The sequence below is a fragment of the Streptomyces griseoloalbus genome, from assembly GCA_014650015.1.
GTDB classification, from domain to species: Bacteria; Actinomycetota; Actinomycetes; order Streptomycetales; family Streptomycetaceae; genus Streptomyces; species Streptomyces griseoloalbus.
Map to the genome: position 1 here is coordinate 603337 of BMUD01000001.1, position 26191 is coordinate 629527.

Annotated in this window: 25 protein-coding genes and 3 tRNA genes; 10 read left to right on the plus strand and 18 right to left on the minus strand. The window is 74.4% G+C overall.

Going from position 1 to position 26191, the window contains the following annotated elements; all coding sequences use genetic code 11:
* Nucleotides 1-17 precede the first annotated feature (17 nt).
* On the minus strand, nucleotides 18-323 hold the full coding sequence (locus tag IE178_RS02620) for a YtxH domain-containing protein (protein ID WP_184760738.1): 306 nt from the start codon (nucleotides 321-323) through the stop codon (nucleotides 18-20).
* A gap of 169 nt (nucleotides 324-492) precedes the next feature.
* Here IE178_RS02620 and IE178_RS02625 point away from each other — a divergent pair.
* The 4 genes from IE178_RS02625 to IE178_RS02640 all read left to right on the plus strand — a co-directional run bounded on the left by IE178_RS02625 (nucleotide 493) and on the right by IE178_RS02640 (nucleotide 1569).
* Nucleotides 493-565, plus strand: a tRNA-Asn gene (locus IE178_RS02625).
* 5 nt (nucleotides 566-570) lie between these two features.
* Nucleotides 571-643: transfer RNA gene (locus IE178_RS02630), tRNA-Asn, on the plus strand.
* A 177-nt stretch (nucleotides 644-820) separates the two neighbouring features.
* A tRNA-Ile gene (locus IE178_RS02635) sits at nucleotides 821-894 on the plus strand.
* A 300-nt stretch (nucleotides 895-1194) separates the two neighbouring features.
* Nucleotides 1195-1569, plus strand: coding sequence for a hypothetical protein (locus tag IE178_RS02640; RefSeq protein ID WP_193511130.1), 375 nt, complete (start codon nucleotides 1195-1197; stop codon nucleotides 1567-1569).
* A 90-nt stretch (nucleotides 1570-1659) separates the two neighbouring features.
* Here the strand turns inward: IE178_RS02640 and IE178_RS02645 are convergent, their stop codons facing one another.
* Both IE178_RS02645 and IE178_RS02650 read right to left on the minus strand, forming a co-directional pair.
* Nucleotides 1660-2673: a helix-turn-helix domain-containing protein gene (locus IE178_RS02645; protein WP_193511131.1), complete on the minus strand. Its 1014-nt coding sequence runs from the start codon at nucleotides 2671-2673 to the stop codon at nucleotides 1660-1662.
* Between the two features lie 232 nt (nucleotides 2674-2905).
* Nucleotides 2906-3151, minus strand: a complete 246-nt coding sequence (locus IE178_RS02650; protein WP_193511132.1) for a hypothetical protein — start codon at nucleotides 3149-3151, stop codon at nucleotides 2906-2908.
* Nucleotides 3152-3325: 174 nt separating this feature from the next.
* On the opposite strand from IE178_RS02650, the gene IE178_RS02655 reads away from it, so the two are divergent.
* Both IE178_RS02655 and IE178_RS02660 read left to right on the plus strand, forming a co-directional pair.
* Nucleotides 3326-4258: a LysR family transcriptional regulator gene (locus IE178_RS02655; RefSeq protein ID WP_184760742.1), complete on the plus strand. Its 933-nt coding sequence runs from the start codon at nucleotides 3326-3328 to the stop codon at nucleotides 4256-4258.
* Nucleotides 4259-4767: 509 nt separating this feature from the next.
* Nucleotides 4768-5820: a hypothetical protein gene (locus IE178_RS02660; protein ID WP_438874340.1), complete on the plus strand. Its 1053-nt coding sequence runs from the start codon at nucleotides 4768-4770 to the stop codon at nucleotides 5818-5820.
* A gap of 63 nt (nucleotides 5821-5883) precedes the next feature.
* Here IE178_RS02660 and IE178_RS02665 read toward each other — a convergent pair whose 3' ends face one another.
* Nucleotides 5884-6039, minus strand: a complete 156-nt coding sequence (locus IE178_RS02665; RefSeq protein ID WP_184760744.1) for a hypothetical protein — start codon at nucleotides 6037-6039, stop codon at nucleotides 5884-5886.
* 58 nt (nucleotides 6040-6097) lie between these two features.
* A complete protein-coding gene (locus tag IE178_RS02670; RefSeq protein ID WP_193511134.1) occupies nucleotides 6098-6778 on the minus strand; it encodes an ANTAR domain-containing protein in 681 nt (226 codons plus the stop codon).
* Between the two features lie 276 nt (nucleotides 6779-7054).
* On the opposite strand from IE178_RS02670, the gene IE178_RS02675 reads away from it, so the two are divergent.
* Nucleotides 7055-7351 (plus strand): STAS domain-containing protein, encoded by a 297-nt coding sequence (locus IE178_RS02675; protein WP_318279802.1) that lies wholly within the window; start codon nucleotides 7055-7057, stop codon nucleotides 7349-7351.
* Entirely contained in the window at nucleotides 7348-8301 is a 954-nt protein-coding gene (locus IE178_RS02680; RefSeq protein WP_193511136.1) for an anti-sigma factor RsbA family regulatory protein, read from the plus strand. Before IE178_RS02675 ends, IE178_RS02680 begins: the two co-directional genes overlap by 4 nt.
* A gap of 220 nt (nucleotides 8302-8521) precedes the next feature.
* On the opposite strand, the gene IE178_RS02685 is transcribed toward IE178_RS02680, so the two are convergent.
* The 8 genes from IE178_RS02685 to IE178_RS02720 all read right to left on the minus strand — a co-directional run bounded on the left by IE178_RS02685 (nucleotide 8522) and on the right by IE178_RS02720 (nucleotide 20580).
* Nucleotides 8522-9559: a rod shape-determining protein gene (locus IE178_RS02685; protein WP_184760748.1), complete on the minus strand. Its 1038-nt coding sequence runs from the start codon at nucleotides 9557-9559 to the stop codon at nucleotides 8522-8524.
* Between the two features lie 130 nt (nucleotides 9560-9689).
* Nucleotides 9690-13070 (minus strand): SAV_2336 N-terminal domain-related protein, encoded by a 3381-nt coding sequence (locus IE178_RS02690; protein ID WP_193511137.1) that lies wholly within the window; start codon nucleotides 13068-13070, stop codon nucleotides 9690-9692.
* Nucleotides 13060-14103, minus strand: a complete 1044-nt coding sequence (locus IE178_RS02695) for an AAA family ATPase (RefSeq protein ID WP_184760750.1) — start codon at nucleotides 14101-14103, stop codon at nucleotides 13060-13062. The genes IE178_RS02690 and IE178_RS02695 overlap by 11 nt, the downstream gene beginning before the upstream one ends.
* A gap of 45 nt (nucleotides 14104-14148) precedes the next feature.
* Nucleotides 14149-15810: a VMAP-C domain-containing protein gene (locus tag IE178_RS02700; RefSeq protein WP_193511138.1), complete on the minus strand. Its 1662-nt coding sequence runs from the start codon at nucleotides 15808-15810 to the stop codon at nucleotides 14149-14151.
* Complete coding sequence (locus IE178_RS02705) at nucleotides 15807-16157, minus strand: CU044_2847 family protein (protein ID WP_193511139.1); 351 nt, start codon at nucleotides 16155-16157, stop codon at nucleotides 15807-15809. The genes IE178_RS02700 and IE178_RS02705 overlap by 4 nt, the downstream gene beginning before the upstream one ends.
* A 79-nt stretch (nucleotides 16158-16236) precedes the next feature.
* A complete protein-coding gene (locus tag IE178_RS02710) occupies nucleotides 16237-17598 on the minus strand; it encodes a carboxyl transferase domain-containing protein (RefSeq protein WP_193511140.1) in 1362 nt (453 codons plus the stop codon).
* The gene (locus tag IE178_RS02715; protein WP_193511141.1) at nucleotides 17591-19048 is read right to left on the minus strand and encodes an acyl-CoA synthetase; all 1458 of its coding nucleotides are present in this window, start codon (nucleotides 19046-19048) and stop codon (nucleotides 17591-17593) included. The genes IE178_RS02710 and IE178_RS02715 overlap by 8 nt, the downstream gene beginning before the upstream one ends.
* A 152-nt stretch (nucleotides 19049-19200) precedes the next feature.
* Complete coding sequence (locus IE178_RS02720) at nucleotides 19201-20580, minus strand: SLC13 family permease (RefSeq protein WP_193511142.1); 1380 nt, start codon at nucleotides 20578-20580, stop codon at nucleotides 19201-19203.
* A gap of 250 nt (nucleotides 20581-20830) precedes the next feature.
* On the opposite strand from IE178_RS02720, the gene IE178_RS02725 reads away from it, so the two are divergent.
* Nucleotides 20831-21538: a FadR/GntR family transcriptional regulator gene (locus IE178_RS02725; protein ID WP_193511143.1), complete on the plus strand. Its 708-nt coding sequence runs from the start codon at nucleotides 20831-20833 to the stop codon at nucleotides 21536-21538.
* Nucleotides 21539-21552: 14 nt separating this feature from the next.
* On the opposite strand, the gene IE178_RS02730 is transcribed toward IE178_RS02725, so the two are convergent.
* Nucleotides 21553-22623, minus strand: a complete 1071-nt coding sequence (locus IE178_RS02730; protein ID WP_184760757.1) for a MerR family transcriptional regulator — start codon at nucleotides 22621-22623, stop codon at nucleotides 21553-21555.
* A gap of 133 nt (nucleotides 22624-22756) precedes the next feature.
* Here IE178_RS02730 and IE178_RS02735 point away from each other — a divergent pair, with 133 nt between their 5' ends.
* Nucleotides 22757-23629 (plus strand): ATP-grasp domain-containing protein, encoded by an 873-nt coding sequence (locus tag IE178_RS02735; protein ID WP_193511144.1) that lies wholly within the window; start codon nucleotides 22757-22759, stop codon nucleotides 23627-23629.
* On the opposite strand, the gene IE178_RS02740 is transcribed toward IE178_RS02735, so the two are convergent.
* The 4 genes from IE178_RS02740 to IE178_RS02755 are packed head-to-tail and all read right to left on the minus strand — an operon-like array spanning nucleotide 23610 to nucleotide 26188.
* Nucleotides 23610-24221 carry a hypothetical protein gene (locus IE178_RS02740; protein WP_193511145.1) on the minus strand — a complete coding sequence of 204 codons (612 nt, stop codon included), beginning with the start codon at nucleotides 24219-24221 and terminating at the stop codon, nucleotides 23610-23612. The genes IE178_RS02735 and IE178_RS02740 overlap by 20 nt on opposite strands.
* Complete coding sequence (locus tag IE178_RS02745; protein ID WP_193511146.1) at nucleotides 24187-25023, minus strand: FkbM family methyltransferase; 837 nt, start codon at nucleotides 25021-25023, stop codon at nucleotides 24187-24189. Before IE178_RS02745 ends, IE178_RS02740 begins: the two co-directional genes overlap by 35 nt.
* Entirely contained in the window at nucleotides 25020-25259 is a 240-nt protein-coding gene (locus tag IE178_RS02750) for a Trm112 family protein (RefSeq protein WP_184760761.1), read from the minus strand. The genes IE178_RS02745 and IE178_RS02750 overlap by 4 nt, the downstream gene beginning before the upstream one ends.
* Entirely contained in the window at nucleotides 25256-26188 is a 933-nt protein-coding gene (locus tag IE178_RS02755; RefSeq protein WP_193511147.1) for a hypothetical protein, read from the minus strand. The genes IE178_RS02750 and IE178_RS02755 overlap by 4 nt, the downstream gene beginning before the upstream one ends.
* Nucleotides 26189-26191: the final 3 nt, after the last annotated feature.

Consider the following 26191-nt stretch of genomic DNA (forward strand, 5'->3'; position numbering starts at 1 on the left):
TGTGTGGACAGGTGTCCTTACGTGTTGCTGGTGCCCCAGTCGTCCTCCGCCGGGCCGTGGGCGGTGCGTTCGCGCAGGGTGCGCACGCGCTGGGCGACCGAGTCGGGCATGCGGTCGCCGACCTTGTCGCTCACCACGTGGTAGGCCTTGTCCGCGAACTCGCGGCCCTGCTGCGCCGCGCTCTCCGCGGTGTTGCGGACGGCGGGATTCTGCGAGAACTGCTGCGCGGACCTCTTCAACTGCTCGTAGCGCTCGCGCCCGGCTTTCGTGCCCAGCACGTAACCCAGGACGACTCCGGCGACGAACGTGAGCCGGTAACGCATGGCGGCCACCCTTCCCGTTGTTCCAGTCTGCGTAGGTATCCGGTGCGGCGACAGCGCCGAGGAGTACCGATTGGCGGAGCACCCCCCTGCTTGCGCTAATGTATGTGTCGCAGCGAGCGCGCGCCCCCTGGCGAATACCCAGGCGGGTGCGTTCGATGCAACGAGGCATTCCTCCGTAGCTCAATTGGCAGAGCAGCCGGCTGTTAACCGGCAGGTTACTGGTTCGAGTCCAGTCGGGGGAGCTCGGTCCTCCGTAGCTCAATTGGCAGAGCAGCCGGCTGTTAACCGGCAGGTTACTGGTTCGAGTCCAGTCGGGGGAGCATGCTGAACGAGGACCCCACAGGGGTCCTTTTTCATGTGCGGGGGAACCGTGCGGGGCTCGGCGAAGTCTCCATGGTCACGAGGGCCGTACGCAGCCGACCATCCGAAGCAGGAGATCGTATGAGCGGCTATGCTGCGGCAGACGGCGCGCACACCTGTACGCGACACGCCGCTATGGGGCGGTAGCTCAGCCGGTTAGAGCAGCGGACTCATAATCCGTCGGCCGTGGGTTCGAGTCCCACCCGCCCCACCCAGACTCCTCGGGCGCAGGAAGCGTTTCCCCGTACGGCAACGCGACGGTCACCGTCGCCGGGCCGATGCGGCGGCCCCGACCCGCTCACTCCCCCCTCCGGTGTGGTCGGCACCACCCCGCGGACGTTATCGATCCCCTGGTCGGACACTGCCGCACCGTCGTGCCCCGGACCTGGGGGTTTCGGCCCGGACCGAAAGGGGGCGCGGGCTCCCCCCGCGGGTCGGCAGGATGCGACGCGGGGCCGGATCGGACGGCCTCTCGCGCCCAGCAGATCCATACACAGGGGAGAAGATCCGCATGCGCAAGATGTTTCGCGCCGCCGCGGCGGCCGCGGTCGCGACCGTGGCCGCGGCCGTGATGACGGTCGGCTCGACCGCCACGGCCCAGGCCGCCGACGGCACGCCGTGGGCCGGCTGCTCGTACGGGGCGGCCTGCGTCTATCCCGAGAACCAGGACCCGCCGACCACGAAGACGCATGAGTTCGTGGCCTACGGGGCCTACAACCTGAGCAACCAGTACGGGATGCACTGGATCCTCAACAACCAGTACGACAACGGCAAGGTCGACCTCTGCTACGGCTACAACGGCACGAACTGCTTCCACACGCTCCAGGGCGGGTCGGGCATACGCATCGACTTCACGCCGATCAACTCGGTCGTCCTGCGGCCGTGACCGCGGACGCGCGCGCACCACGGCGCCCGCCCCTGTCCCGACCGGACGGGGGCGGGCGCCGCTCGTGGTCCCGCGAACGGGTGCGCGGGTTCAGAGGGACGGGGCGTGGGGCGGCAGTTCGCCGCGCAGGAGCGCGGTGCCCAGCGGGGTGAGGGTGTGGATGACCTGGGTGCCCGCGCGTTGGCTGTGCGCGAGGTCGACCTCTCTCAGCGCGGTGATGTGCTCACTGGCCGAGGATACGGAGATGTTCAGGCGCCGGGCGAGTTCCGTGGTGGTCGCGGTGGTGTCCAGGGCGGTCAGGACGCGTGCGCGGGTCCGGCCGAGCAGGGTGGCCAGTGCCTCGGGACGGCGGTCGCGGGTGGCCGCCGGTGCCCAGGCCGGGGGATGGGCGACGGGGTAGGCCAGGACCTGCGGCAGGGTGGGATCGGCCAGGGCGATCGGAGTGTTCCAGCAGAAGTGCGAGGGGATCAGCCGCACGCCGCGTCCGCCGAGGTGCAGGTCCCGGTCCTCCGGGTAGCGCACGTGCAGCACGGGCGGCCGCCAGTCCATCAGCGGGCGGAAGGAGTCCAGCAGTCCGTGGACGCCGCGATCGCGCAGCACGCGCGTCCGCAGGGCCCGGTCGGCCTCGGTGGTCCTGGCCGTTCCGGTCCAGTCGGGCGTGATGATCGTGCGGTGCACCAGCCGGAAGGCCGTCGCGACCTCCTCCAGCCGGTCCCGTTCGCCCCGGGCGAGGCCGTGGGCCCAGCGCGGCAGCGGGTGGGTGCCGGCCAGCCGGTTCATCTCCTGGTGCAACCGGGGACCGGGGGTGGCGTGCAGTGCCTCCAGCGCGGCCTCCAGGCCGTCGGCCGAGGCGCCGGGAGTCAGGAAGTCGGGCCAGTAGCCCGCCGAGGCGGGGGCCAGGGCGGAGAGCATCCGGACCGGACCCGCCAGGTGATCCCCGGCCAGCCGGGCGAGGGCGTCGCGCCGCCACGGGGCGAAGACCGGCAGGCCGCGCCGTGGCACGGTCAGCTGGTGCAGGCTCAACAGGGTTTCCCAGACCGGATCCGGCTCCCGGGCGAGGTGGACGCGGGCCAGGTCCCCGTCCGTGAAATGAATGCGCAGCACCTTGTCTCCCCGTGTGGTGATCGCTGTCGGTCGCTGTGGACGCGCTGTCCGGCAGGTGTGCTCCGGGCGACGCGGGACACCTGCCGCGGGTGAGGGAGCCGAACTGCCGGTGCGGACCGCGGCGTTCGTCGCCTCGGGGGCGGGCGTGGCGGCGCGCCCGCCGGTCGCGGACGCGCGGAAGAGGAAGCCGTGAACCGGGAAGTGGGGCCGACGGCCGTTCCGTCGGCGGCCGTCACCGAGGCGGGACGGTGCCCCCGGTGCGGGCCGCCCAGGGGCCCTTGCCGCGACGGGCCGGGTCTGCGCGGGTGCCGGGCGGCGTTCCTGCCGGTGCCACCGCCGTGCCGGGCTCGGCGCCGCCGACGCGGCCCGGTGGTGCGGCCGGCACGAACACGGGCACCGACGCGGCGGCGGAGAAGCCGGCCGCGGGAAAGCCGGCGGGCAGCAGATGGTGCGCGCCTGAAAGCAGACGTGTCCTCATCCCCGTCTCCCCCTCGCTCCACGGCTGCGGCCACCCTGCCCGTCCCCGGCGGTCGGTCCGGTCGGCAAAGTGGCCTTCTCCGAGTCAATACGGGAACAACGCGTTTGTCAGGGAGGCGAGTGATGAGAAAATACGACTGATCGATGCAGTGGTTGCTATGGCCGCAGGTGGAGGATGTCTGCTGTGCCTGATGCGCTGGGATCGGCGGAACCGAGCATTCATCAACTGCGGTCGTTCCTGGCGCTGAGCGAGGAACTGCACTTCGGCAGGGCTGCGGCGCGGCTGCACATGACCCAGTCGGCGCTGAGCCGGCAGATACGGGATCTGGAGAGGCGGCTGGGCGTCCCGCTGTTCTCACGGGACAGCCGCACGGTGTTCCTCACGGATGCGGGCAGTGCCCTGACGACGGAGGCGCGCGCCACGGTGGAGGCGATGGGCCGGCTGCGCGTCCGCGCCGACCAGTGGGCCCGCACCCTCGCCGGGCACGTGGTGGTCGGGACGATCGGCGCGGAGGCGGCGATGCCCTACACCCACGCGATCCTCGAGCGCCTTCGCACCCGCCACCCCCGGATCACCGTGGAGATACGCAGCCTCAACTTCACGGAACACCTTGCGCAGTTGCTCTCCGGCGACGTCGATGTCGCCTTCCTCAGGCCGCCGGTGCCGCCGGCCATCGAGCTGCTGGAACTGGCCTCGGAACCCCGTGTCGCCTGCCTGGCGGCCGCCGACCCCCTGGCGGACCGGGCCGAACTGCGCCTCGTGGACCTCACCGACCGCGCCTTCGTGGACGTCCCCCCTCAGGTGCCCCGGCTCTGGTGGGACTTCTGGGCGGTGGACCCGCGCCCGGACGGCACGCCCGTGCGCTACGGCCCCGTGGTCTCCGACATGGAAGGGCTGCTTCTCGCCGTGGCCCGGGGGGAAGGCGTGTGCTTCCTGCCGGCGGCAGCCCGGGACCTGTTCCCCCGCCCGGGGGTGCGGTACGTCGACGTGGCGGATCTGTCCCCGTCGACGTCGGCCCTCGGCTGGCTGGCCCAGCACCGGGACCGTCCGGGCGTACAAGCGGTGCGGGCGGCCGCGGCCGCCGCCATGGCCGCGCACGGCTGGTGACGCGGCCCGGTCCTCCGCGCAGGGGGAGCGCCCCGCACCGGCCGTGAGGGCCTACGGCCCCGGGGGAGGCGTGTGCCCGGCCTCGCGTCGAGGTGCCCTCGCCACCGGGATTCGGCCCAGACCGAAAGGGGGCGCGGATTCACCCGGGGGTCGGCAAGCTGCGGTGCGGGGCCGGACGGGAGCGAAGGACGCGTCCGGCGTCCCGCCCACGAGACCCACAGCGATGCGTGAGCACGACTTCGGACCTGGCACGGGTACGACGGCGCTCCCCGCACGACGGCGTGCGCCGTGACTCCTCGGAGCCCTGCCCTCTCACCTCGAAGGCTGATGACGATATGCGCCGTTTTCCCTTATCCAGAGCCACCACGGGTGGTGGACACAGAACCTCGCTCGCCGCGATCGCGGCGTTACTCTCCCTGATCGTCGCCGGCGCCGCACTCCCCCCTGCCGCGGCGGCCGCACCGGATCGACCCGCGGACACCTCGTCCGTCGCGGCACCGAGTGCCGAGGTGCCCGCCGGCGTCACGGCCGGGGTCGCCGTCTTCGACCGGCAGACCGGCGGCTTCACCGAGCAGGTGAACGCGAGCGCGCCATTCCGGTCGGCCTCGATCGTCAAGCTGCTGATCACTCTCGACTTCCTGTGGAACCGGGGTCCCGACTACAGCGTCCCCGCCGCCGACCGGGCAAGGCTGGAACCGATGCTGCGGAGCAGCGACGACGAGGCGGCCGATCACTACTGGTCGGCCAACGGCTATGCCTCGATCGTCACCCGTATGGTGAGCCGGCTCGGTCTGAGCGACACGGCGCCCCCCGTCGACCAGGACTTCTGGGGCTACACCGCCATGTCGGCCCGTGACACGGTGACGATCTACCGCTATGTCCTGGAAAGGGCACCCGCGCCCGTACGCGACTTCATCATGGGCAACCTGCGTCGGTCGACCCGCTGCGCGTCGGACACGTTCGACCAGCACTTCGGTATCGCCGCCGCCTTCGACCGTCCGTGGGCCGTGAAGCAGGGCTGGGCGGGCTCCTCCTACCCGGACGGCACCTGCGGCCCCCCGAGTGCGGCCCCGAACCGGGCGGACGCGGCGGCGGACGGGACCGGGCCCGGGTCCACCGCCACCGCGGACGTCGACCTGACGCGTCCGGCCCTGCACTCCACCGGCACGGTCGGCGCCGGTGACCGCTCCATCGTGGCGGTCTTCACGCTGCACCCGAACGGCACGTCCTACGGCAAGGCCTTCACCGACCTGGGCCGGCTGACCCGCTCACTGGATGTTCCCGGCGGCGTGGCGCCCGCCGGACAGTGGTACGGGACGTGGAGTTCGCTCGTGAACGTCCGCAGCGCACCGGTTCTCGGGAACAACGTGCTGACCCGGCTGCCCGCCGGCGTGGAGGTACTGGTGGGCTGCCAGAAGAAGGGCCAGACGGTCTCCGTCCCGCCGTACACCAACGACTGGTGGGCCTACCTTCCCCAGTACGGCGGATACATCTCCAACATCTACATCAGCCATCCGGACAATCGGCTGCCGGATGTCCCGCTCTGCGCGAGCCTGCCGTAACGCGCGGGGCGGGCATCACGGCGGCCCGGCCCGAAGTCGGACGGCCGGCGGCGCGGGCGGGGTTCAGCCGCCCACGGCGTCGTCGTCCGCCGGGGTGGGGGCGTCCGCCGGGTCGCGCTCGCCCTCTGCCTGGGAGGGGGTCGTGTGCGGTACGTCCGGGGTGGTCCACTCGCTGTCGTCCCTGTCGCCCTCGGCCTGGGACGGAGTGTGCTCGCTCATCGTGTTCCTCCCTGATCACGGGGCCTCGCCCCGCCGGGTACCCCCGCGCGGGCCGGGGTCACCGTGACGAGCGGCGGGCGAGGGCCCGGGCCAGGGCCGCACGGACCTCCGCGGGCAGGGGAGTGCCCCGCGCCTGCGCGGAGGACGTGAGGGCCTCGGCGACCGCGCGGAGCTTGGTGTTGGACGTCTGCGAGGCCTCCCGGAGGATGTGCCAGGCCTCGTCCGAGGTGCAGCCGTAGGTGGCCATCAGGATGCCGCGGGCCTGGTCGATGACCGGGCGGGAGGCGATCGCCCGCCGCAGTTGCTCGACCTCCTCCTGGAGCTTGCGCAGCCGCTCCTCCCGCTCCAGCGCCACCGCCGAGGAGGCCGGTGCCGGAGCACCGTCCGGTGCCGGGGCGCGCAACGGGTCCGTGGTGTCGAGGCCGGCGAGTTCCAGGATGCGGCGCGGCTGACCGTTCCAGCGTGTGGCCGTGACCGGCATCGACCGCCGCCGGCCGTGATCGCGCAGCACCTCCAGGAACTCCAGGCCCGCCGTGTCCATGAAGTACACACCGCTCATGTCCAGGTCGACCCGGGCCGTGCCGGCGGGCAGCCGCGCAAGCCTTTCGGCCAAGATGTCCGCGCACCCGCGGACCAGCTCACCACGCGGCGTGAGCAGCGCTCTGTCCGCGTCCGTACGACCGCCGATGACCAAGGTGTTCAGCCTTCCCGGGAAGGGGAACGATGCCGCGGAGGTCATGTCACCGCCTTGTCGGTGCTCGTGGATGGTCGGGGCGTTCGCGGGCAGTCGGAGCGGTTCGGGGGAGTTCGGCCGCCGACGCCACCGGGCATGTAGGCTGCCCAAGGTCTCGGCTCCGTTGCGGATGCGCCTGCCCACCGCGCGGCGTACTACACACCGGGCCGGGGAGTGGCCGGGAACCGACGGGGTAGGCACGGCCCCGGGAGTGTGAGGAGACGGGTGTCGGACACTCGGCATCGGACGCCGGGGCCCGGAGTTTCCGGGCCGTCTCTGACGGTGCGCCCGCTGGAGGGGTGCGGGGGTGTCCGTGTGGCCGGTGAGATCGGCCTGGCCACCCATTCGATCTGGGAACGCGTGCTGGAGCAGGCGGTGCGCGGAGGTGAGTCGGTGTACTACCTGGAGCTGTCCGAGGTGACGTTCGTCGACGTCGCGGGCGCGGGCGCGCTCGTGGCCGCCGCCGAGCGGCTCGAGGACGGCCGCCGCTTCGTGGTGCGCCGGCCGCCGCCGGCCCTGCGCCGGGTGCTGAAGATGCTCTGGCCCCACCTGCCGGCGATCGAGGTGGCGACGTCATGAGCGCAGCGGCCGAACCCCTGGAAACCGTCCAGGAGCACTTCGTCCACCCCGCCCTCTTCTACCGGGACGAGGGGGAGTACCTGGACGGCACCGTCTCCTTCGTGCGCGAGGGACTCGCGGCCGGTGAACCCGTCGCGGTCGCCGTGCCCGGTGACCGGCTGCGGCTGATCAGGGACGCGCTCGGCGCCGACGCCGACGCCGTCCGGCTCCTCGACATGCGGGAGGCCGGCCGCAACCCGGGCCGGATCATCCCCGGTGTGCTGCGCGCCTTCGCCGACACCTGCCCGGCCGGACAGCGGGTCAGGATCATCGGCGAGCCGATCTGGGCCGGCCGCTCGGCGGCCGAGTACCCCGCCTGCGTCCAGCACGAGGCGCTGATCAACGCCGCTTTCCAGGGGCGTACGGTCACCATCCTGTGCCCCTACGACGCCGTGCGCCTGCCCGGGCACGTCCTCGCCGACGCGTACGCCACCCACCCCACCGTCATCCCCGCCGGCTCACGCACGGTGCGGGACAGCGAGGCCTACGCCCCCGACGCGGTGGTCGCCCGCTACAACGAGCCGTTGCCGCTGGTGGCGGACGCCATGACCGTGCCGTTCGCGGCCGAGTCGCTGCCCTCGGCCCGGCATGCCGCGACCGAGGAGGGACGCCGGCTCGGCCTCACCGGCATCACCCTGGAGGACCTGGCCCTCGCCACGGCCGAGCTGACCACGAACAGTGTGCTGCACGGCGGCGGTGCGGGCGTGCTGCGGATCTGGGCCGAGGGCGGCCACGTGCTGTGCGAGGTGCGTGACGGGGGGCGGCTCACCGATCCGCTCGCCGGACGCCGGCCGGCCTCCCGCGACCAGCGCGGCGGGCGGGGGCTGCTGCTGGTCAATCTGATCGCCGACCTGGTGCGGGTGCACACCGGGGACGAGGGCACGACGATCCGGTGCTGGTTCGCCCGTTAGGGCCTGTCTGACGATTCGCGTCGTCGCCCGCAGGGCGGTCTCGCGGTGTCAGGTGCGTGCTCTCGGCGTGCCGGGGGTAGAGCCTCGTACGGGATGTACTCGGCTCTGCGCCCGGTGCGGCGAGAGTGCGTGCATGGCGTCGCGAGGCAGGCGGGAATCGTCAGACAGGCCCTACTGGCTGTCGCACGTCGCCGCCCTCCGCGGCCGTCCTCCGCGGGGCTCAGGCGCCCAGCGGGTCCAGCACCATCGGCGCGATCCTGCCCTCCAGCATCTCGCCCAGCCCCTGCACGGCGCACACGTCCGGCCGCTCGGCGATGTGCACCGGCATGCCCGTCGCCTGACGCAGCATCTGGTCCAGTCCCGGCAGCAGGGCGCTCCCGCCGACCATCATGATCCCCCGGTCGGCGAGGTCGGCGACCAGATCGGGCGGGCACTCCCGCAGCACCGTGCCGATGCCGTCGAGGACGGCGGTCAGCGGCGTCTGGATGGCCCGCCGCACGGCCGCCGTGTCGACCGTCACGGAACGGGCCAGGCCGGTGGCGACGTCCCGGCCGTGGATCTCCGTCGACTCCGGGCCCTGCGGGGTCAGCCCGTTGCCGTGCAGGGCCAGCTGCAACGGCCGTACGGACTGGCTGGGCAGCATCAGCTCGTGCTGGTGGCGCAGATGCTGCACGATCGCGTTGTCCACGGCCTCACCGCCGACCGGGATGCGCTCCGCCGTCACGATCGATCCGAGGGAGAGCACGGCCACCTGGGTGGCCGCCGCCCCGCACACCATGATCATGGTCGCCTCGGGCCGCTCCACCGGCAGGCCGCAGCCCACGGCGGCGGCGATGAGCGTGTCGACCAGCTCCACCCGGCGGGCGCCGAGACCCACCAGGGTCTCGATCGCGGCGCGCTGGGCGAGCGGATCGGCGTCGTGCGGGGTGCAGGCCGCGGCCCGCAGCCGGGGCTTGCGGCGCAGCGTGCGGCGGATCCTGTCACCGAGCAGTTGCCGCAGCATCCGCTGCGCCATCTCGATGTCGACGACCGTGCCGCCGGAGACGGGCCGTACGACGCGGATGTAGTCCGGCGTGCGGCCCTTCATCTTCTCCGCGAACTCACCGACCGCGATCAGCGCGCCGGTGCGGGTGTTCACGGCGGCGACGGACGGCTGGTCCACGACGAGTCCGGTGCCCTTGACGTACACCCGGGTGCGCGCCGCCCCCAGGTCGACGGCGAAGTGGCAGCGGCGCAACTGCTCCAGACTGGCGGTCACGGCAGATCCTCCCGAGTGCGGACCCAACGGCCCACCGGACGGCGGACCTCTCAGGCATCGTGCGCGGCGGGCGGGTTCGGGCGCCTTTCCTGGGGGGCCGGGTGGGGGGCCGCCGAACGGGGGGCGCGCCTCATGAGCCGCCCGGGCGGGACAGGCCGCGCGCGGCGTCCAGGAGGGGGTCCAGGGAGTCGACGGTGAGTGCGCAGCCGGCCTCGCGCAGGCTTCGTCGGACGGCGGAGGTGTAGGTGTAGCCGATGAAAGGCAGACCGCTCTGCCGGGCGGCGGTGAACTCGGCGACGGACGAGCCGATCACGACGGCCGCGGGTGCGACGGCCGCGGGTACGGCGGGCGCGCCGGAGGTGCCCAGGGCGCGCCGCAGGCAGTCCGGGTGGGGCATCAGCAGGGTGAGGTCGTCGGCACGGCCGTGGATACCGGACAGCGGCATGCGGTAGGGCAACAGATAGCGCCGCACCGCCTGTTCGCCCACGTCGCCGACGACGACGACCCGCCGGCCGGACGCGTGCAGGGCACGCACCAGGGCGACCGAGCGGTGCGTGGCGGGCGCGTCGGGCGCCGCCCGCAGTTCGAGCGCGTCGAGGCGTTCGCGCAGCACCGCGCCCAGCGGGTCGTGCGCGAAGGCGCGCAGCACCTCCAGCGGATGCACCAGCGCCCCCCGGGAGACGTCACCGCTGCCGGGCGGGCGGCCCGCGAACGCGTCGCGCGGCGCGCGGTGTTCGGCGACGACGGACAGCAGGTCCAGGGCGGCCTCGCGCGCGGTGTGCGCCGAGAACAGGCGGGCGAGCGGCCCGTCGAATCCGATGAGAACGGTGGCGGAGCGGGACAGCACGTCGGCCACGGCTTCGGCCGGCGGCAGACCCGCCGCTCCCCGTCCCGGCGGCTCCGGCAGCGGCGTGCCCTCCCGGGCGAGCCGTACGGAGCAGGACACCGCGAGACCCGGCACCGGCCAGGTGCCCAGAGCGGAGTCGATCTCCCGCTGGGCCCCGCCCACCCGGCGTACCGGGTGGTGGCGGGTGACGCGGGCCGCCCGGTCCAGCAGATGGGCGAGCAGCAGCTCGGACACGTCGGCGACCTCCGCGCGGACGAAGGCGACCGGGTCCGCCACGTGCCAGGACAGGTCGGCCGCCGCGGCGAAGGAGCCGCCCCGCGCGCCGGGCAGGGTGACCGTGTGCCGGGCCTGTCGTGCGGTGAGGTCGACGACGTAGTACGTCGCCGGATGCGGTGCGCGGGTGCCGTACGGCTGGATGGGGTTGAGCAGGGTGAGCGAGCCGTCGGGCCGGGTGTGGACGACGGCCGTACGGCCCGGGGCGGGGGCACCCAGCTCGTGCAGGTCACGGGTGAGGAACGGGCCCCGCACCAGATCGCGGGCCGGGGCGTCGGTGTTCCGCGGGCCGGCCGGCCCGCCCAGCGGGCAGAACCAGGCGACCGGCGGGGCGGACGGCGCGCCCGCGGGGTACAGGGGCCTGAAGCGCAGGGGCTCGCGGGCGGCGGAGCTGGCGGCGAACTCCTCCCACAGGGCGGGGGAGACGACGACCACGAGGTCGGTGCCGGCGTGGCGGGGCGGCTCGGGCAGGTCGGCCTGCGCGGCGGGCGCGTCCCGGAGGAGCACCCGCAGACGCGGCGGATCCGTGAGCCCGGCGAGCGCCCCGGGAAGCTGGCGCAGGATGGCGACCAGGACGGGCAGCAGATAGACGTCGGGTCCGGTGCGGACGACGTACCCGTCGGGCAGGACGCGCACCTCGTACTGCGCAGGGGTGAGGGCGCCCCGGGAGAGGACCTCGTGGACGGCGTTCTCGAGGGTGATGCGCGCTTCCGGATGGCCGGCCAGGCCCTCGGCCCGGAAGGTGATCGTGGCGTGGTCCCGCGCCGGCGCGGAGCCGGACCGGCCCGCGCCGGCCGCCGGGGACGGCCCGACGGACCCGGACAGCCGGCGCGCGATCCGCGGACGGACCGTCGCGAACGCCTCCCCGGCGGCGGGCCCCGTGAGCGTTCCGGAACGGGACGGCGTGGACGCGAGGAAGTCGCCGGGCGCGCGGCCGGCACGCTCGTCGATCAGGCCGCCCACCCGTTCCAGCAGTTCCGCGGTGCGGTTGCGGGCCGTGCGCGGCAGTCCCCGCAGCAGCAGGTCCCGCACGCCGGGGCGGAAGGCGTAGGAGCCGGGCGGCCCGGGGACGGTGGTGAGCATGCCGCTGAGGATCACCTCGGCGAGGTGCCGGGGCCGGGGGTCGGGTTCGATGGCGGCGTGCACCAGGCGCATCACGGGCAGGTCGGGACGGCCGAGGGCCAGATGACCGGCCAGCCGGAACGCCTGCGGGGAGGCGGTCGCCCGGAACCGCAGCACGAGCTCCTCGGGGGAGAGCCGGCCCACGTCCGTACGCTCGTCGCGGTCCGCCGGGAGCGGTCCGTCCAGCTCCGCGACCGCGGCCGGGACCTCGCCGCCGCCCGGCGCGGCGACCAGGGACGCCCAGTTCGCCAGCCACCGCGGGTCCGGCTCCAGCACGGGCAGCGGGACGGCGCGTCGCGGCGCGTCCGGGGTGTCGCAGGGGGTGTCGTACGGGGTGAAGGCGAGTGCCGCGGTGGGGGCGGCCGGGTACGGGGACGCCAGCAGGCCCGCGACGGTGGGCAGGGCCGTGTCGCGCCACAGGTGTTCCGGGAGGGGCTGGACCACGGCCAGGGGCATCCGGCGGGCCCAGCGGTGCAGGGTGGCGTACCACAGGGCACCGGCCGGGCCCTCCCGCCACTGCGGGCCCATGCAGTCGCTGATGACGAGGGCGGCGCTGCGGCCGTCCCCCGGGGCGTGCGCGCCGTGCCCGCGTACCGTGCCGTCGGGGTCCGCGCGCAGCACGGTCACCGTGCGGAACACCCCCGACTGCCCCAGCGCCGTGCGCAGTTCGCGGATCAGGGGCCGCCAGACGGGCATGGTGGGGCCGGCGTCGCACACGAGGAACAGGCGCAGCCAGCGCTCCCGTGCGGGCCGCATCACCGGAAGCCACCCGTCGGGTGCGGCCCCCAGGCGGGCGAGCCGGTCGGCGGTCGCCCGTTCGTCCAGTTCGTAGCCGACGGGGGAGTCCACCCGGCGTTTGAGCGGGCGCAGGGAGCGTTGCAGCGCCAGCGGGTGGCGCAGCATCGGGGGCGCCGGCGCCAGCAGGGTGGCGTGCGGTTCGGTCCGCGCGCCGGGGGGTGGGGCGGGGGTGGCCGGGGACGGCAGGTGGAGCGGGCTGCGGGGGGCGTCGCGCTCCTCGCGCGGGGCACGGGGCGAGGGGGCGGGCTCCGGCCGGTGGCCGGGGGCGACGGGGTGCGGGGCCGGCTCGCGGGGCGGTCGCGCGGGCGGGGCGCCGGCCGCGTCGGTGTCCATGGTCCCGGCCAGCCAGAGGAGTTCGGCCAGTTCCAGCGGGGTGGGAGGGACACCGCCGGACACCTCGGCCAGCAGGGCGGCGAGGCGGGCCAGCGGGTCGGGGGCGCCCGGCGGTCCGGGACGCCGGTCAGAAGGCATCGGGTCGCGGGCCCTGTCCCAGGTACGGCATCAGCTGCTCCGCCAGTTCGTCGAGGGAGCCGGCGCCGAGGCCGGAGGACCGGGCGAGGTAGATGGCGTTGAGGAGCTGGTCGGTGGCCAGGTCGCCGGCGCCCGCCCGGGACAGGAAACGCTCGATCAGACGGCGGGCGTGGGCGTCGGGTTCTCCCAGGTGCGCGCGGACGATCCCGGCGAGCTGCTCGTCGTCCGGCTGCCGCAGGCGCAGCGTGACGCAGCGGCGCAGGAAGGCGGGCGGGAACTCGCGCTCGCCGTTGCTGGTGAGGACGACGAACGGGAAGGACCGGCAGCGGACACGGCCGCGTTCCACCGGCACCCGCTCGTCGGTGCCGTCGGCCATCACCTCGGCCCGCGGGAGACGGCGTGCCGCGCGCACCAGTTCGGGGATCTCGTACTGGCCCTCCTCCAGTACGTTCAGCAGGTCGTTGGGCAGGTCGAGGTCGCTCTTGTCGATCTCGTCGATGAGGAGGGCGCGGGGGCGGGCATAGGGGAGGAGGGCGGTGCCCAGCGGGCCGAGGCGCAAGTGGTCCTCGACACCGGACCCGTCGCCCGGCTCCGGGGCCGCGGCGTCGGACCGCTCGCCGGGGCGGACGGCGCTCTGCCGTGCCGCGTACAGGCGGGAGAGCGGGTCGTACTGGTAGAGGCCGTCGTGCAGGGTGCTGCGGCTGGTGATGTTCCAGCGCAGCACCGGACCGAGGCGCAGCTCGCGGGCGACTGCGTAGGCGAGGGAGGACTTGCCGGTGCCGGGCGGGCCGGTGACCAGCAGCGGGCGGCGCAGATACAGGGCCGCGTTGACCAGCTGGACCGTCTGCGGTGTCGCCTGGTAGGTCACGGCGCGGTGGGCGCGGTCGGGGGAGACGGCGGAGGCGTCGGCGGCCTCGTCCGGCGGGTCGAGCACCGGCCCGCCGTCGAAGGCACGCCAGGGCGGGGGCGGCGGTAACCGGTCGATGCCGTCGTGCGGTCGCTCGGTGCCGGTGTAGACGGGCCACAGGGGCATGGTGCTCTTCTCCGGTGGGGGCGGCGGTCGGGGGACGGTGGTCGGTCAGGCGACCGGCGAGTGCAGGCTCGCGGCGGTGGCGGGGAAGCAGCGCGGGTCGTCCCACAGCAGCTGCACGTCCCTCGCCCAGTGCCGGTCCGGTTCCTCGGCGGCGTCCGCCGTCAGCCGCAACGACAGGATGTGCTGGGGGAGTTCGGCGGGGAACACGCCGGCGACGGACGCGCTGAGTTCGTCGAGGAACGCGCCGCCCGAGCAGGAACTCCCGTGGTCGGGCCCCGGCTCCGGGCAGCCGGTGCGGGGCCACAGCAGCACCGGCACCGGAACGTTCAGGCCGACCTCGAAGTGCTGCCGGGCCGCCGTGGGCGGTGCCGGGAAGGCGGCCAGTTCGGCGTCGCCGTCCCACAGCCGTTTGCGCAGGCCGGCCGGGCGCTCAGGGGTGCCGCACTCGATACGGTGCACGGCCGCTCCCGTGCCGGCGTCCAGTTTCTGCCACTTCTTGCGGAGCTGGTGGCGCAGCCGCCCGCTGCGGTGCCGGGACCGGTCCGCGACGACGAGCGGGTAGGCGCAGCCGAGCGGTGTGGGGTCGTCCGCGCCGCACTCCCAGTGCGCCACGGGCTCGTTCAGCCACTCGCGCGGCAGCACGAAGGCCAGTAACTCCTCCGCGCCGGGCGGGAGATGGGCGACCGCTTCGTCGATGCGCTCCTGCACGTAGGCGCGTACGCCGGTGCGTGGCAGCCGGCGCGCGCCCACCGGGTGGCGCCGGCCGTCGAGGCATGCGGACACCTCGACGGTGACCTGGTCCGGGCCGGCGCCGCTGTGCTCGATCTCGACGACCACCGGGGACCAGGCCGAGGGGCGTGCGGGGGGTCCGTCCAGCAGCTCGCGCAGCCGGTCGGCGAACCGGGCCACGGCCTCCGGCTCCGGGACCTCCCACTGCACGTACGCCGCCGCCGACGCCAGCGAGGCGAAGCCGCCGTCCGGCAGGGGCGGGCCGAAGGGGCCCACGGCGTCGACGTACAGCCGGTGCGGATCACAGCGCAGTCCCGTCCGCTCGGCCCGACGCACCAGGGTGTACAGGCGTCGGCGCGTGTCCGTCGCGTGGCCGGGGGTGGGGACCAGCTCGCCCAGGCCGCTCCAGTAGCGGGCCATCACCTCCGTGGGCAGCATCCGTCCGGCCCTGACCTCCCGGCCGCCCGCGACCGCCGTGACCATGCCGACCACCGAGCCGTCGGCCAGGGTCACCGCGGCCCCGCTGAAACCGTGGGCCAGCGGCTGCCCGTGCCCGGAGGCGGCCTCCAACTGCACCCACTCACCGGCGATCAGCGGACCGGGCACCGCCCGGTACAGCGCCAGGGTGCCCTCGTCGTAGCCGCGGGGGAAGCCGTACGCGACCAGCTCGGGCGCGGGGACACCGCGCTCGGCGCCGGGCGGCGCGAAGACCGCCGGGGTGACCGCCACCTCCCGCTCCAGCTCCAGTACGGCCAGGTCGCCGGGGTCGGTGTCGCCGCCCCGCCAGCCGCCGTGGACGGTCACCTCGGCGGTGACCTCACCCAGGTCGGCGCGGTTCGGGAAGCTCACGGACACCGGGGACGTGTCGCCCGCCGCGACGACGTGGGCGCAGGTGAGCACCTGCCGCGGGGAGACGAGGAAGCCCGCGCCGACCTCGTTCCCGCACCGGATCCGGGTGTGCCAGGCAGCGTCGCTCATGACCGGTCGGCGGCCTCCGCGCTCGTCCGGCTCTGTTGCGGGGACCAGCTGAGCTTGACGACCAGATGTCCCTCCGCCGTTCCCCTGGCGATGACCGCCCCGGCCTCCGCGGTCAGCTTCACCCCGAACTCCAGCTCCACCGTGTCGGGTCTGAGCGCGCCGTCGCGGAACACCCGCAGCGCGGACTCGGCCGCCGCCCGCACGCCCTCCAGGGAGCTCTCGAAGGTGCGCGCCGCCTGGGCGGGCCCGTTGCCGCGCGAGACGAGCCGGGCGCCGGACTCGTCCTCGACGCCCTCCACGACGACCGCGGCGCCGTCCTCGGTCGTGAACTGCATCAACCCGTCCATGGCTCGGCGTGCTCCCCGTGGTGTGCGACTGCGGTGGTGAACCCCCATGTTACGGGCGGTGTTTGCGGTGTCACCGGGGTTAACCGGCCGGATGCCCTTCCCGTGGGTCCGCCACTCCGACGACACCCCGGATCACCCCCAGCTCCACGAGGTCCTGCGGCCGGATGCGGAGCTGGTCCGCGGTCGCCTCCACCTCCTCCGGCTGCCGTTTGAGGATGGCCGCCGCGAGTTCCGGGGCGATCACCGAGAAGTAGCTGTCGGGGGTGGCCCAGGTGTTGCCGGGGGCGGCCGGCGCCAGCGCGCCGCCGGAGCCGCCCTCGCCGACGACCAGTGTGGTGACCGGCGTGCGGGCGGCGGCCACGGCGCCGAACAGGTCGGCGATGGCGGCTCCCGCGCCCTGCCGTTCCGCCTCCGCGTCGTTGGCCGCGCCCGGGGTGTCCACCAGCGTCAGCACCGGGATGCCGAGCCGGTCCGCGAGCCGGACCAGCCGGGCGGCGGTGCGGTACCCGGCGGGACGGGTCGCCGTCCCGGTCTGTGCCGCGTAGGCGACCGTACGGCCCTCGTGCTCACCGAAGCCGCACAGCATGCCGTCCGGATCGGTGCCGCCGCAGCGGTCGCCGGCGAGGGCGACGCGGTGGGTGAAGTAGGTGTCCAAGTAGGCGGTGGCGCGCGGGCGTTCGGGGGAGCGGGCGCGGCGGACGGCGTCCCAGCCGGTGGCCGGGAGGTCCCGCGCGCCCAGCGGGGGCGGCGGCGGGACCGGCGCCGTGGAGGGACGGGTCAGCAGCCGCAGCCAGCGGCCCAGCGTCCCCCGCAGCTCCTCCGGCCGTACCAGCGCGTCCGCCGCGCCCGCCGCCACCTGTGCCTCGGCCGTGTACGCCGCCGGGTCCGCGTCCGCGGGCCGCACCCGTGAGCCGGCGAAACCGACCTGCGCGCCGGGCAGGGCGAGGACGACGTCGGCGCCCGCGCCCAGGGTCGCCCAGCCGCCGCCGGTCGTCGGATCGCGCAGCACCGCGATCTGCGGCAGCCCGGCCTCCCGGGTGAGCGCCGACTCCCGTGCCACCCGCTGGAGTTGGGTGAGGGCGAGCATGCCCTCCTGCATGCGGCTGCCGCCGGTGGCGACCAGCGGCACCACCGGCAGCCGGTGGGCGCGGGCGTGGGCGTACGCCGCCTCCAGACGGTCGCCGGTGCGTTCGCCGAGGGAGCCGCCGAGGAAGCCGAACTCGAAGGCGACGAGGACGGCCCGGGTGCCCTCGATGTGCGCGGTGCCGCAGATCACGGACTCCTGCTCGCCGGTGCGTGCGGCGGCGCGGGCGCGGGCGGCGCCGTAGCCCGGCCAGCCGAGCGGGCCGTCCTCGGCCGACTCCCGCGCCGGGTACGGGAGTTCGGTGAAGTCGTCGGTGACGAGGGCGACGGTCTCGCGGGCGGAGAGACGGTCAGTCATGGTGCAGCGCCCGCTTCATGATCTTGCCCATGTCGTTGCGGGGGAGCGCGTCGAGGTGGTGGACGACGCGCGGGCGCTTGTGCGGGGCGAGGCGCCCGGCGACGTGATCGGCCAACTCGGCCAGGGCCGGCGGGGACTGCGGGTCCACCGGTACGACCCACGCCACGATCCGCTCGCCCAGATCCGCGTCCGGCTCCCCGGTGACCGCGGCCTCCCGCACCCCCGGATGCTCCAGCAGCGCGTTCTCGATCTCCCCCGCGCCGATCTTGTACCCCCCGCTCTTGATCAGGTCGGTGGCCTTGCGGCCGACGATGCGGACATAGCCGTCGGGGTCGCGCACCGCCATGTCTCCGGTGCGGAACCAGCCGTCGGCGGTGAACGCGGCGGCCGTGGCGTCCGGCCGGTTGAGGTACTCGGTGAACAGGTTAGGCCCGCGCACCTGGATCTCGCCGACCGTCTCACCGTCGTACGACGTCACCGGCGACCCGTCCTCCTCCACCAGCCGCAGCTCCACGCCCGGCAGCGGCACGCCCACCGTGCCGGGGCGGGCCTCGCCGTCGGCGCGGACGCCGGTGTTCATCAGCGTCTCGGTCATGCCGTACCGCTCGATGACGCGGCGTCCGGTCGCCGCCGCGATCCGCTCGTGGTCGTGCACCGGCAGGGCGGCGGAGCCCGACACCAGCAGCCGGGCGCCGGCCAGCGCCTTCACCAGTTCCGGCGCGGTGGGCAGCGCCTCCGCGACGCGGTGGTACATCGTCGGCACGCCGAACAGCATGGTCGCGCCGCCGTTCAGCTCGCGCGCCACGCCCTCGGTGGTGAACCTGCCGAGGTGGCGCACCGAGCCGCCGCGGCGCAGCGGGCCGAGGGTGCCGAGGACGAGGCCGTGCACATGGAACAGCGGCAGCCCGTGCACCAGCACGTCGTCGCCGGTCCACTGCCAGGCCTCGGCGAGCGCGTCCAGGGTCGTGGCGATCGCGCGGCGGGGGAGGACGGCGCCCTTGGGCGGGCCGGTGGTGCCGGAGGTGTAGACGATCAGCGCCGGCTCGCCCTCGTCCCGCGCGCGGTCGTCGGGGAGCGCCGCCGGGCCGGTCCCGGCCGTCGGGTCGACGTCGAGGCGGGGCAGGTCACCCAGCGGGGCGGGGAGATCGGCGCCGGGCTCGGTGAGCACCAGGTCCGGGGTGCTGTCGGTCAGGATGTGGCCGAGTTCCTTCTCACCCGACCTGGGGTTGAGCGGCACCACGGCCACCCCGGCGAGCAGCGCCGCCGTGACCGCGACCGCGGTCTCCATGGTCGGCGTGGCCCACACGGCGACCCGGCGGGCCTCCCCCAGGCCCCCGGCCACCGCGCCGGCCGCCGCGGCGAGTTCCCCATACGTCAGGGAGCGTTCGCCGAAGCGCAGGGCGGGCCGGTCGGCCGGGCCGTCGGTCAGGGCGGGGAAGAGAGAGGACACGCGTCGTACTCCTTGGCTGGCTGTCTTGCCGGCCGTCTTCGGCCGGCCGTCGTTCGAGTCGTTCGAAGGCTGTCGTTCGAAGGCTGTCGTTCGAAGGGTGTCGTTCGAAGGCCGTCGTGCGAAGGCTGTCGGTGCCCGGTGGTCCGGGTGTCCTACCCCCAGCCGGGCACGACCATCGTGAGCCACACCACCGCCGGGACCACCGCGACCACGATCCCGCCGTACGCCATCAGCTGCCGGAAGAACCGCTCGCGGTCGACGTCCGGTGCCGCGGCCAGGACGAGCGCGCCGTTGGTGGAGAACGGGCTCACGTCCACGACCGTCGCCGACACCGCGAGCGCGGCCACCATGCCGACGGCGCCGATCTCGCCCTGGGCGAGGAACGGCACGGCCAGGGGGATCAGCGCGCCCATGATGCCGACGGAGGAGGCGAACGCGGACACGAGCGCGCCGATGTAGCAGAGCAGCACCGCGGCGAGCAGCGGGACGCCGATGCCGCCGACGCCCTCACCGGCCCAGGTGATCGTGCCCATCTCGTCCAGGACACCGACGTAGGTCAGGACGCCGCAGATCAGGAGGACCGTGGGCCAGGCGATCTGGCCGACCGCCGTGCGGCTGTCCTCGGGCCAGGCGGCGCTCAGCACGACGGCGAGGGTGATCGCGGTGAGTCCGGCGTCCAGGTCGAAGCCGAGGACGGCGACGACGAGGGCGATCAGGGAGAGCAGGGTGGCGATGACGGGCGTGGTGAGCCGCACGGCCGCGGGTGCGTCGGGGCGCTCGGCCACGGCGGTGGGCGCGGGGGCGGTACGGGTCCCCGTGCCGTTCCCCGTCTTCGCCCCCGCCCCCGCGGCGCCGGAGCCGCCGCCACCGCCGGTGCCTCCCGTGGAGCCCGCGCCGGTCGCGGAGTCGTCGGTCACCGCTCCCCTGGCCCACAGCCTCGGCCCGCCGCAGACGGCGAACACCACCGCGGCGATGACCAGGTTCACCAGCAGCGAGGCGAGGAACAGGGTGATCTCGCTGCCGGGGAGCTTCTCGCGCTCGACGATGCCGTTGACGATCGAGCCGTAGATGCTGATCGGCGAGAAGCCGCCGGCCTGGGCGCCGTGCACCACCATCGCGCCCATCAGCAGCGGGCTGATCCGGTACCGGGCGGCGAAGCTCAGCGCGATCGGCGCGACGATCGCGACCGCGGCCGGGCTGACCGCGCCGATCGCCGTGAGCGCGCCGGTGAGGGCGAACATCACCCACGGGATCAGCGCCACCCGCCCCCGCACCAGCCGGACGGCGGCGTGCACCAGCCAGTCGGTGGTGCCGTTGGCGCGGGCGATGGCGAAGAGATACGTGACGCCGACCAGGACGACGAACAGATCGCCGGGGAAGCCGGCGAAGACGCCGTCCGCGTCGAGGTCGGCGACGAGGGTGCCGACCCCGAAGGCGGCGGCGAAGGCCAGCGCGCCCATGTTGACGGAGCGGGTGGTGGCGATGACGAACACCACCGCCAGGACGAGGATGGAGATGAGTTCGGGGGACATGCGGGCTCCCGTCGTTGGGTCCCTGCGGAGCGGCGGAGTGGAGGGGGGCGGGTGGAAGCGGGCAGTTGAGGGGGGGGGCAGACAAGAGTGGCTGAGTGGCTGAACCACTTGTGCGCGGGTCGGGGTGCACGCCTGGCTGGAAAGAGTGGGCCCCGTGGGAAGGGACGTCAAGGGGTCGCGCAGGAATTGGTTCAGCCACTCGTCCACTGGGGTGACCCCGGTGCTAGTCTCCCGACGAGAGGGGGACCCAGTGACCGACGCCTTGCGCCCCATGACGAAACAGCGCCTGTACGAACAGGTACTGGACCGATTGCGCCAGTACGTCACCGAGGGCGGCCTGCGGGCCGGTGACCGTCTCCCGCCCGAACGGGACCTGGCCCAGCGGCTCGGGGTGAGCCGGGCCTCGGTGAAGCAGGCGATCGTGGTCCTGGAGGTCCAGGGCCTGGTGGAGGCGCGGCACGGCGGCGGCACCTACCTCGTCCGGGACAGCCTCGACGTCGAGCCGGTCGAACGGATGGTGGAACGCCGCCGGCGCCTCCCCGACGTACTGGAGGCCAGGGAGGCGCTGGAGACGAAGCTCGCCGAACTGGCCGCCGAGCGCCGCACGGACGACGACCTGCACGCGCTGCGGTCCGCGCTCGCGCACATGGCCGAGGAGATCGAGGCGGGCGGCCACGGCGTCGAGGGCGACCGCCTGTTCCACGCGGCGGTGACGGCCGCCGCCCACAGCGGCCTGCTCGCGGAGTTCATGCGCACCATCGCCGAGCAGATCGCCGAGAGCCGCACCGAGTCCCTCCGCCAGCCCGACCGCCCCCACCGCTCCCTGGCCCAGCACCAGGCCATCCTCGACGCCATCTCCGACGGCCAGCCCCGCCGGGCGGCCACCGCCATGCGCCGCCACGTCCGCACGGTGGCCAAGGTCCGCCTGCTCGACTGGGACCCGGAGGAGCAGCGCTGACCGCCCGCTGACGGTCAGGCCGCCGTCTCCACCACGTCCGCCACCACGCAGCTGATGTTGTCCGGGCCGCCGGCCTCGTTGGCCGCGGCGATCAGGGTGGCGACCGCCTCGTCGGGAGTCGGGGCGGTGGCGAGAAGGTGCTGGACGATGTCGTCGGGGACCACCGTCGGGAGGCCGTCGGAGCAGAGCAGGTAGCGGTCTTCGGGGCGGGCGTCGTGCAGGCGCAGGTCGGGGGAGGCGGCCGTGCCGGTGCCCGTGAGGGCCTTCAGCAGCAGTGTGCGCTGCGGATGGGACACCGCCTCCTCCGGGGTCAGCCGCCCCTCGTCGATCATCGACTGCACCACGGTGTGGTCCTGGGTGATGCGGAACAGCTCGCCGTCGCGCAGCAGATAAGCCCGCGAGTCGCCGATGTGGACCAGCGCCGGACGGGACCCCGTCCACACCATGGCGGTCAGCGTGGTGCCCGCCTCCTCCGTGCCGTCCGCCACGTCCCGCACCGCCTGCGCCGCACCCCGCACCGCGTCCTCCAGCAGGTTGAGGACCCCGCCCGCCGGTATCTCCACCGTGTCCAGGAACCGCAGCGCCTCCACCGCCGCGCTGCTCGCCGGCCCGCCCGCCGGCCCGAAGCCGTCGGCCACGGCCAGCAGCCGCCCGCCCGCGTAGGCCGTGTCCTGGTTGGCGGGGCGGACGCGGCCCCGGTCGGAGTGGGCGCGGTAGCGCAGCTCCAGCGTGTTCATGGTGGTGTCCCTTCTCGACTCTTCCGTCAGGTGATCGACCAGGAACGCGGCGAGGTCCCGCCGTACGGCCGTCTCCGCCTCCACCCGGGCCCAGTACGCCCGGATCTCCACGGCGGCGGCGCCGGCGTCCAGCGAGCGGACGTGACGGATCTCGGCGAGCGGCATGCCCAGCCGCCGCAGCCACGCCACCAGCCGGGCCTGCTCCAGTTGCGCGGCCGCGTAGTAGCGGTAACCGGTGTCCGGATCCACCCGGGCGGGGCGCAGCAGGTCCAGCTCGTCGTACAGCCGCAGCGCCTTCGGGGACAGCCGGCACGCCTTCGCGAACGCGCCGATCGTCAGCATGTCCATCTCCCTCTCCGTTCCGCGTTCCGCCACCGATGCTGGGGCTTCCCCGAAGGTGAAGGTCAAGCGGCCTGTCGCGGTTCCCGGGCGGTTGTTAGCCTGCTCGTCGATCAGCTGTTCGTACGAGGAGTGAGCCGTCGTGCCCCGTATCGCGCTAGTGACCTGCCGGCCCGGCCCCGAGGTCTCCGAGGACCGGGACCTTCCGGGGCTGGTGCGCGCTCTGGAGGAGGCGGGCGCCGAGGCGTCCGCCGAAGTGTGGGACGACAGAGCCGTCGACTGGGGCGGCTTCGACCTCGCCGTGATCCGGTCGACCTGGGACTACAGCTGGCGGGCGGCCGAGTTCACCGCGTGGGCCGAGCGGTGCGGCACGGCCACGCGGCTGGCCAATCCGGCGGACGTGGTGCGGTGGAACACCGACAAGCGCTACCTCGGGGAGCTCGCCGGGGCCGGGGTGCCGGTGGTGGACACCCGGTACCTGGCCCCCGGGGACGCCGTCGACCTCCCGGACGGTCACGAGTACGTCGTCAAGCCGACCTCCGGCGCCGGCGCCCGCTTCGCCGCCCGCTACACGCCCGAGGAGCACGACACGGCCGTACGGCATCTGCGGCGGATGCACGACGAGGGGTTCACCGCGATGGTGCAGCCCTATGTGCGCAGCATCGACACCGCTGGTGAGCGGGCGCTGCAGTTCTTCGGCGGGAGCCTGCTGCACGCGAGCCGCAAGGGGCCGGTGCTCGCACCCGGGACCCCCTACGACCGGCGCAAGGTGGCCCACCCCGGGCTGACCGCCTGGACCCCGGCCCCCGCCGAGATCGACGTCGCCGAGCGGGCCCTGGCCGCCGTGCCCGGGGCGCCCGAGCTGCTGTACGCGCGCGTCGACCTCGTGGACGGGGAGGACGGCCGGCCCCGGGTGATGGAGCTGGAGCTGGTCGAACCGAACCTGTTCCTGTGGCTGCACCCCGGGTCGGTGCCGCGCGTCGTGCGGCACGTGCTCAACGCCGCGGGTCGCTGACCGCCGTACGCTGCAACAGCCCCCAGGTGAACTCCGCGACCACCTTACGGAGTGCGCCCCGCGCGTCCGCGGCGGTGAAGGCGAGGCCCCACCGGGTGGGCGCGGTGCCCTCCAGGGGACGGGCCGGCGCGAAGGCGCGGGCGGCCTCGTCCACCGTGCAGGACCAGGGCGTGAGGTCCTCCACCGTGCGCAGGACGGCGGGCGCGGCGCCCGGGGCGCGGACCAGCCACTCGTTCCAGACCGCGCCACCGGCGGCAGCGGTCAGGACCTCGAAGCGCAGGTCCGGCCAGAGCGGGAGCCGCCACTGCCACGCCTCGCAGTCCAGGTCGCCGATCCGGCGCGCGGTACGGGACTCGGGGGCGCCGAGCACCGAGCGGTACCGGGACAGGGCGGGGCGGGAGCGCGGCGAGCGGACCATCGCCTGCCAGCGCTTGTTGGCCTCGCGCAGGTCCGCGAGGGAGGCGCCCAGCGCGCGCCGGGCGTCCTCCACGGGGCCGGGGTTGTGATCGGCCATGCGGCGCAGCAGTACGAGCTGGAAGTCGAGCGGGGTGAACGGGTCAGCGGGGCGTCGTCCGGTGGGCACGGGACCCATCGTCGCTCACCGGGCCCGCCCCGGGGCGTCGGCCGTCCGGGAGGAACAGCACCGAGTTGACGTAGCGCGGGCCCCGGAGCCCGCCGTACGGCAGGACGCGGCGCAGCAGACCGTGCGAGACGACGTACGAGGTGCGCGCCTGGTGGGCCTCCAGCGGGAAGCGGGACAGCGGGATCCAGGTGCCGGCGGGCAGCACCCAGCCCTCGTAGCCGAGGTGGGACAGATACGTCACCACGGGCGCGATCGGCTGGATGCGGGACTCCAGCTCCACGAACAGGGCCGGGCGGTCACGGGTCAGGACGCCGGTCGCCCCGCGCAGCACCGCCGACTCGCTGCCGTCCACGTCGATCTTGATGAAACCGACGTCCCGCAGGCCGAGTCCGTCCAGCGTGACGCAGGTGACGTCCAGGGCGTGGCCGTGGATGTCCCGGCGGACGAGCGACGACACCCCCCGGTCGCCGCCGTCGCCCGGCGGCAGCCACAGGCGGGCGGTGCCGGGGCGGTCCGAGGCGGCGGCGCGGATCACCCGGACGTTGGGCGGGGCGGACGCGGTGATCAGCCGGGCCAGGTGGGGGACCGGTTCCAGGGTCACCACCTGCCGGGCGTGCCCGGCCAGCCGCCGGGTCCACGGGCCGTACCAGCCGCCGACGTCCACGGCCGTGTCGCAGCCCGGCGGGCACAGCTCCGACAGCCGGGCCAGCTCGGGCTCGAAGCGGGGGTAGACCGCCCTCGCCGTCGCGGCCACCAGGCGCTTGGGCAGGAAGGACGCCACCCGGGCGGCCAGGGTGCGACGCGTCGTCATGGCGCCGTCCCGGGGGTACCGGACACACGCGTCAACAGCTTCTCGTGCTCCTCCAAGGACACCTGTTCCCCGGAGGACGGCAGCAGTTGCGGAATGCCGCCGGTGATCGGATAGCGGCGGCGCAGGCGCGGGTTGTACAGGGCCTCGCCCTCCGCACCGTCGGGGGCGAGCAGATGCAGCGGCCCCTTGTCGAGGGGGCAGGCCAGAATCCTCAGCAGCGGGTCGTCGGGTTTCACGGGCGCGTCAACTCCTTCGCGGCGGTGGGCGGGGGCGGTTGCGGGGCGGGGTCGTGCTTCGGCATGGCGAGCAGCACGGCGACCGCGAGCACCGTGCCCGCGACACGCAGCGCCAGCCGCAGCGGCTCGTCGGGCAGTGCCTCGCCGAACGACAGCGTGCCGAGCACCGCCGTGAACAGGCAGCTCACGGTCGTGCACACCGGCACGATCAGCGAGGCCCGGCAGCGCTGGAGCGCCGCCTGCGACATCACCAGCCCGAACACCCCGGTGAACAGCAGCAGATACGGATACGGGGAGCCCAGCAGCCCGACGACCGAGCCGCCGATGCCGTCGGCCGTCAGCCGGCTCGACACCCCCTTGATGGCGAGCGAACTGACGCCGTAGAGCAGGCCGACGGCCACGCCGTACTCGACGCCCGTGGTGGGCAGCCGGTGCCGGTGGCGGGCGGTGCGCTCGGCGCGGCCGTACAGCCACACCCCGGCCGCCAGCGACGGCACGCACACCAGCAGGATCAGCGGGTACGGCGCCTCCCGGCCCACGGTGTCGGCGCCCGCGCCGCCGTCGCGCAGCGACAGCACCATCATCAGCAGGGCGAGCAGGATGGCGCCCAGCGCGTACCGCTCCCGGCCGCTGGTCTCCTCGCCCAGCAGCAGTGACGACAGCAGCACGAGCAGCACCAGTCCGGAGACGAAGATGCCCTGCGCGGCGGCGATCGGCAGGGTGCGGTACACCACGAGCTGGGCGGCGAAACCGGCCGCGAGGGCCAGCGAGCCGCCGATCCACAGCGGACTGCCGACCACCAGCCGCAGCAGCCGCACCGGCCGGCGGATCGTTACTTCGGGCAGGGCGGCGAGGGCCCGCTTCTCCAGCACGAACCCGCCGCTGTACAGGACGTTCGCCAACAGGGCCGCGGCCACTCCCCACCACATGGT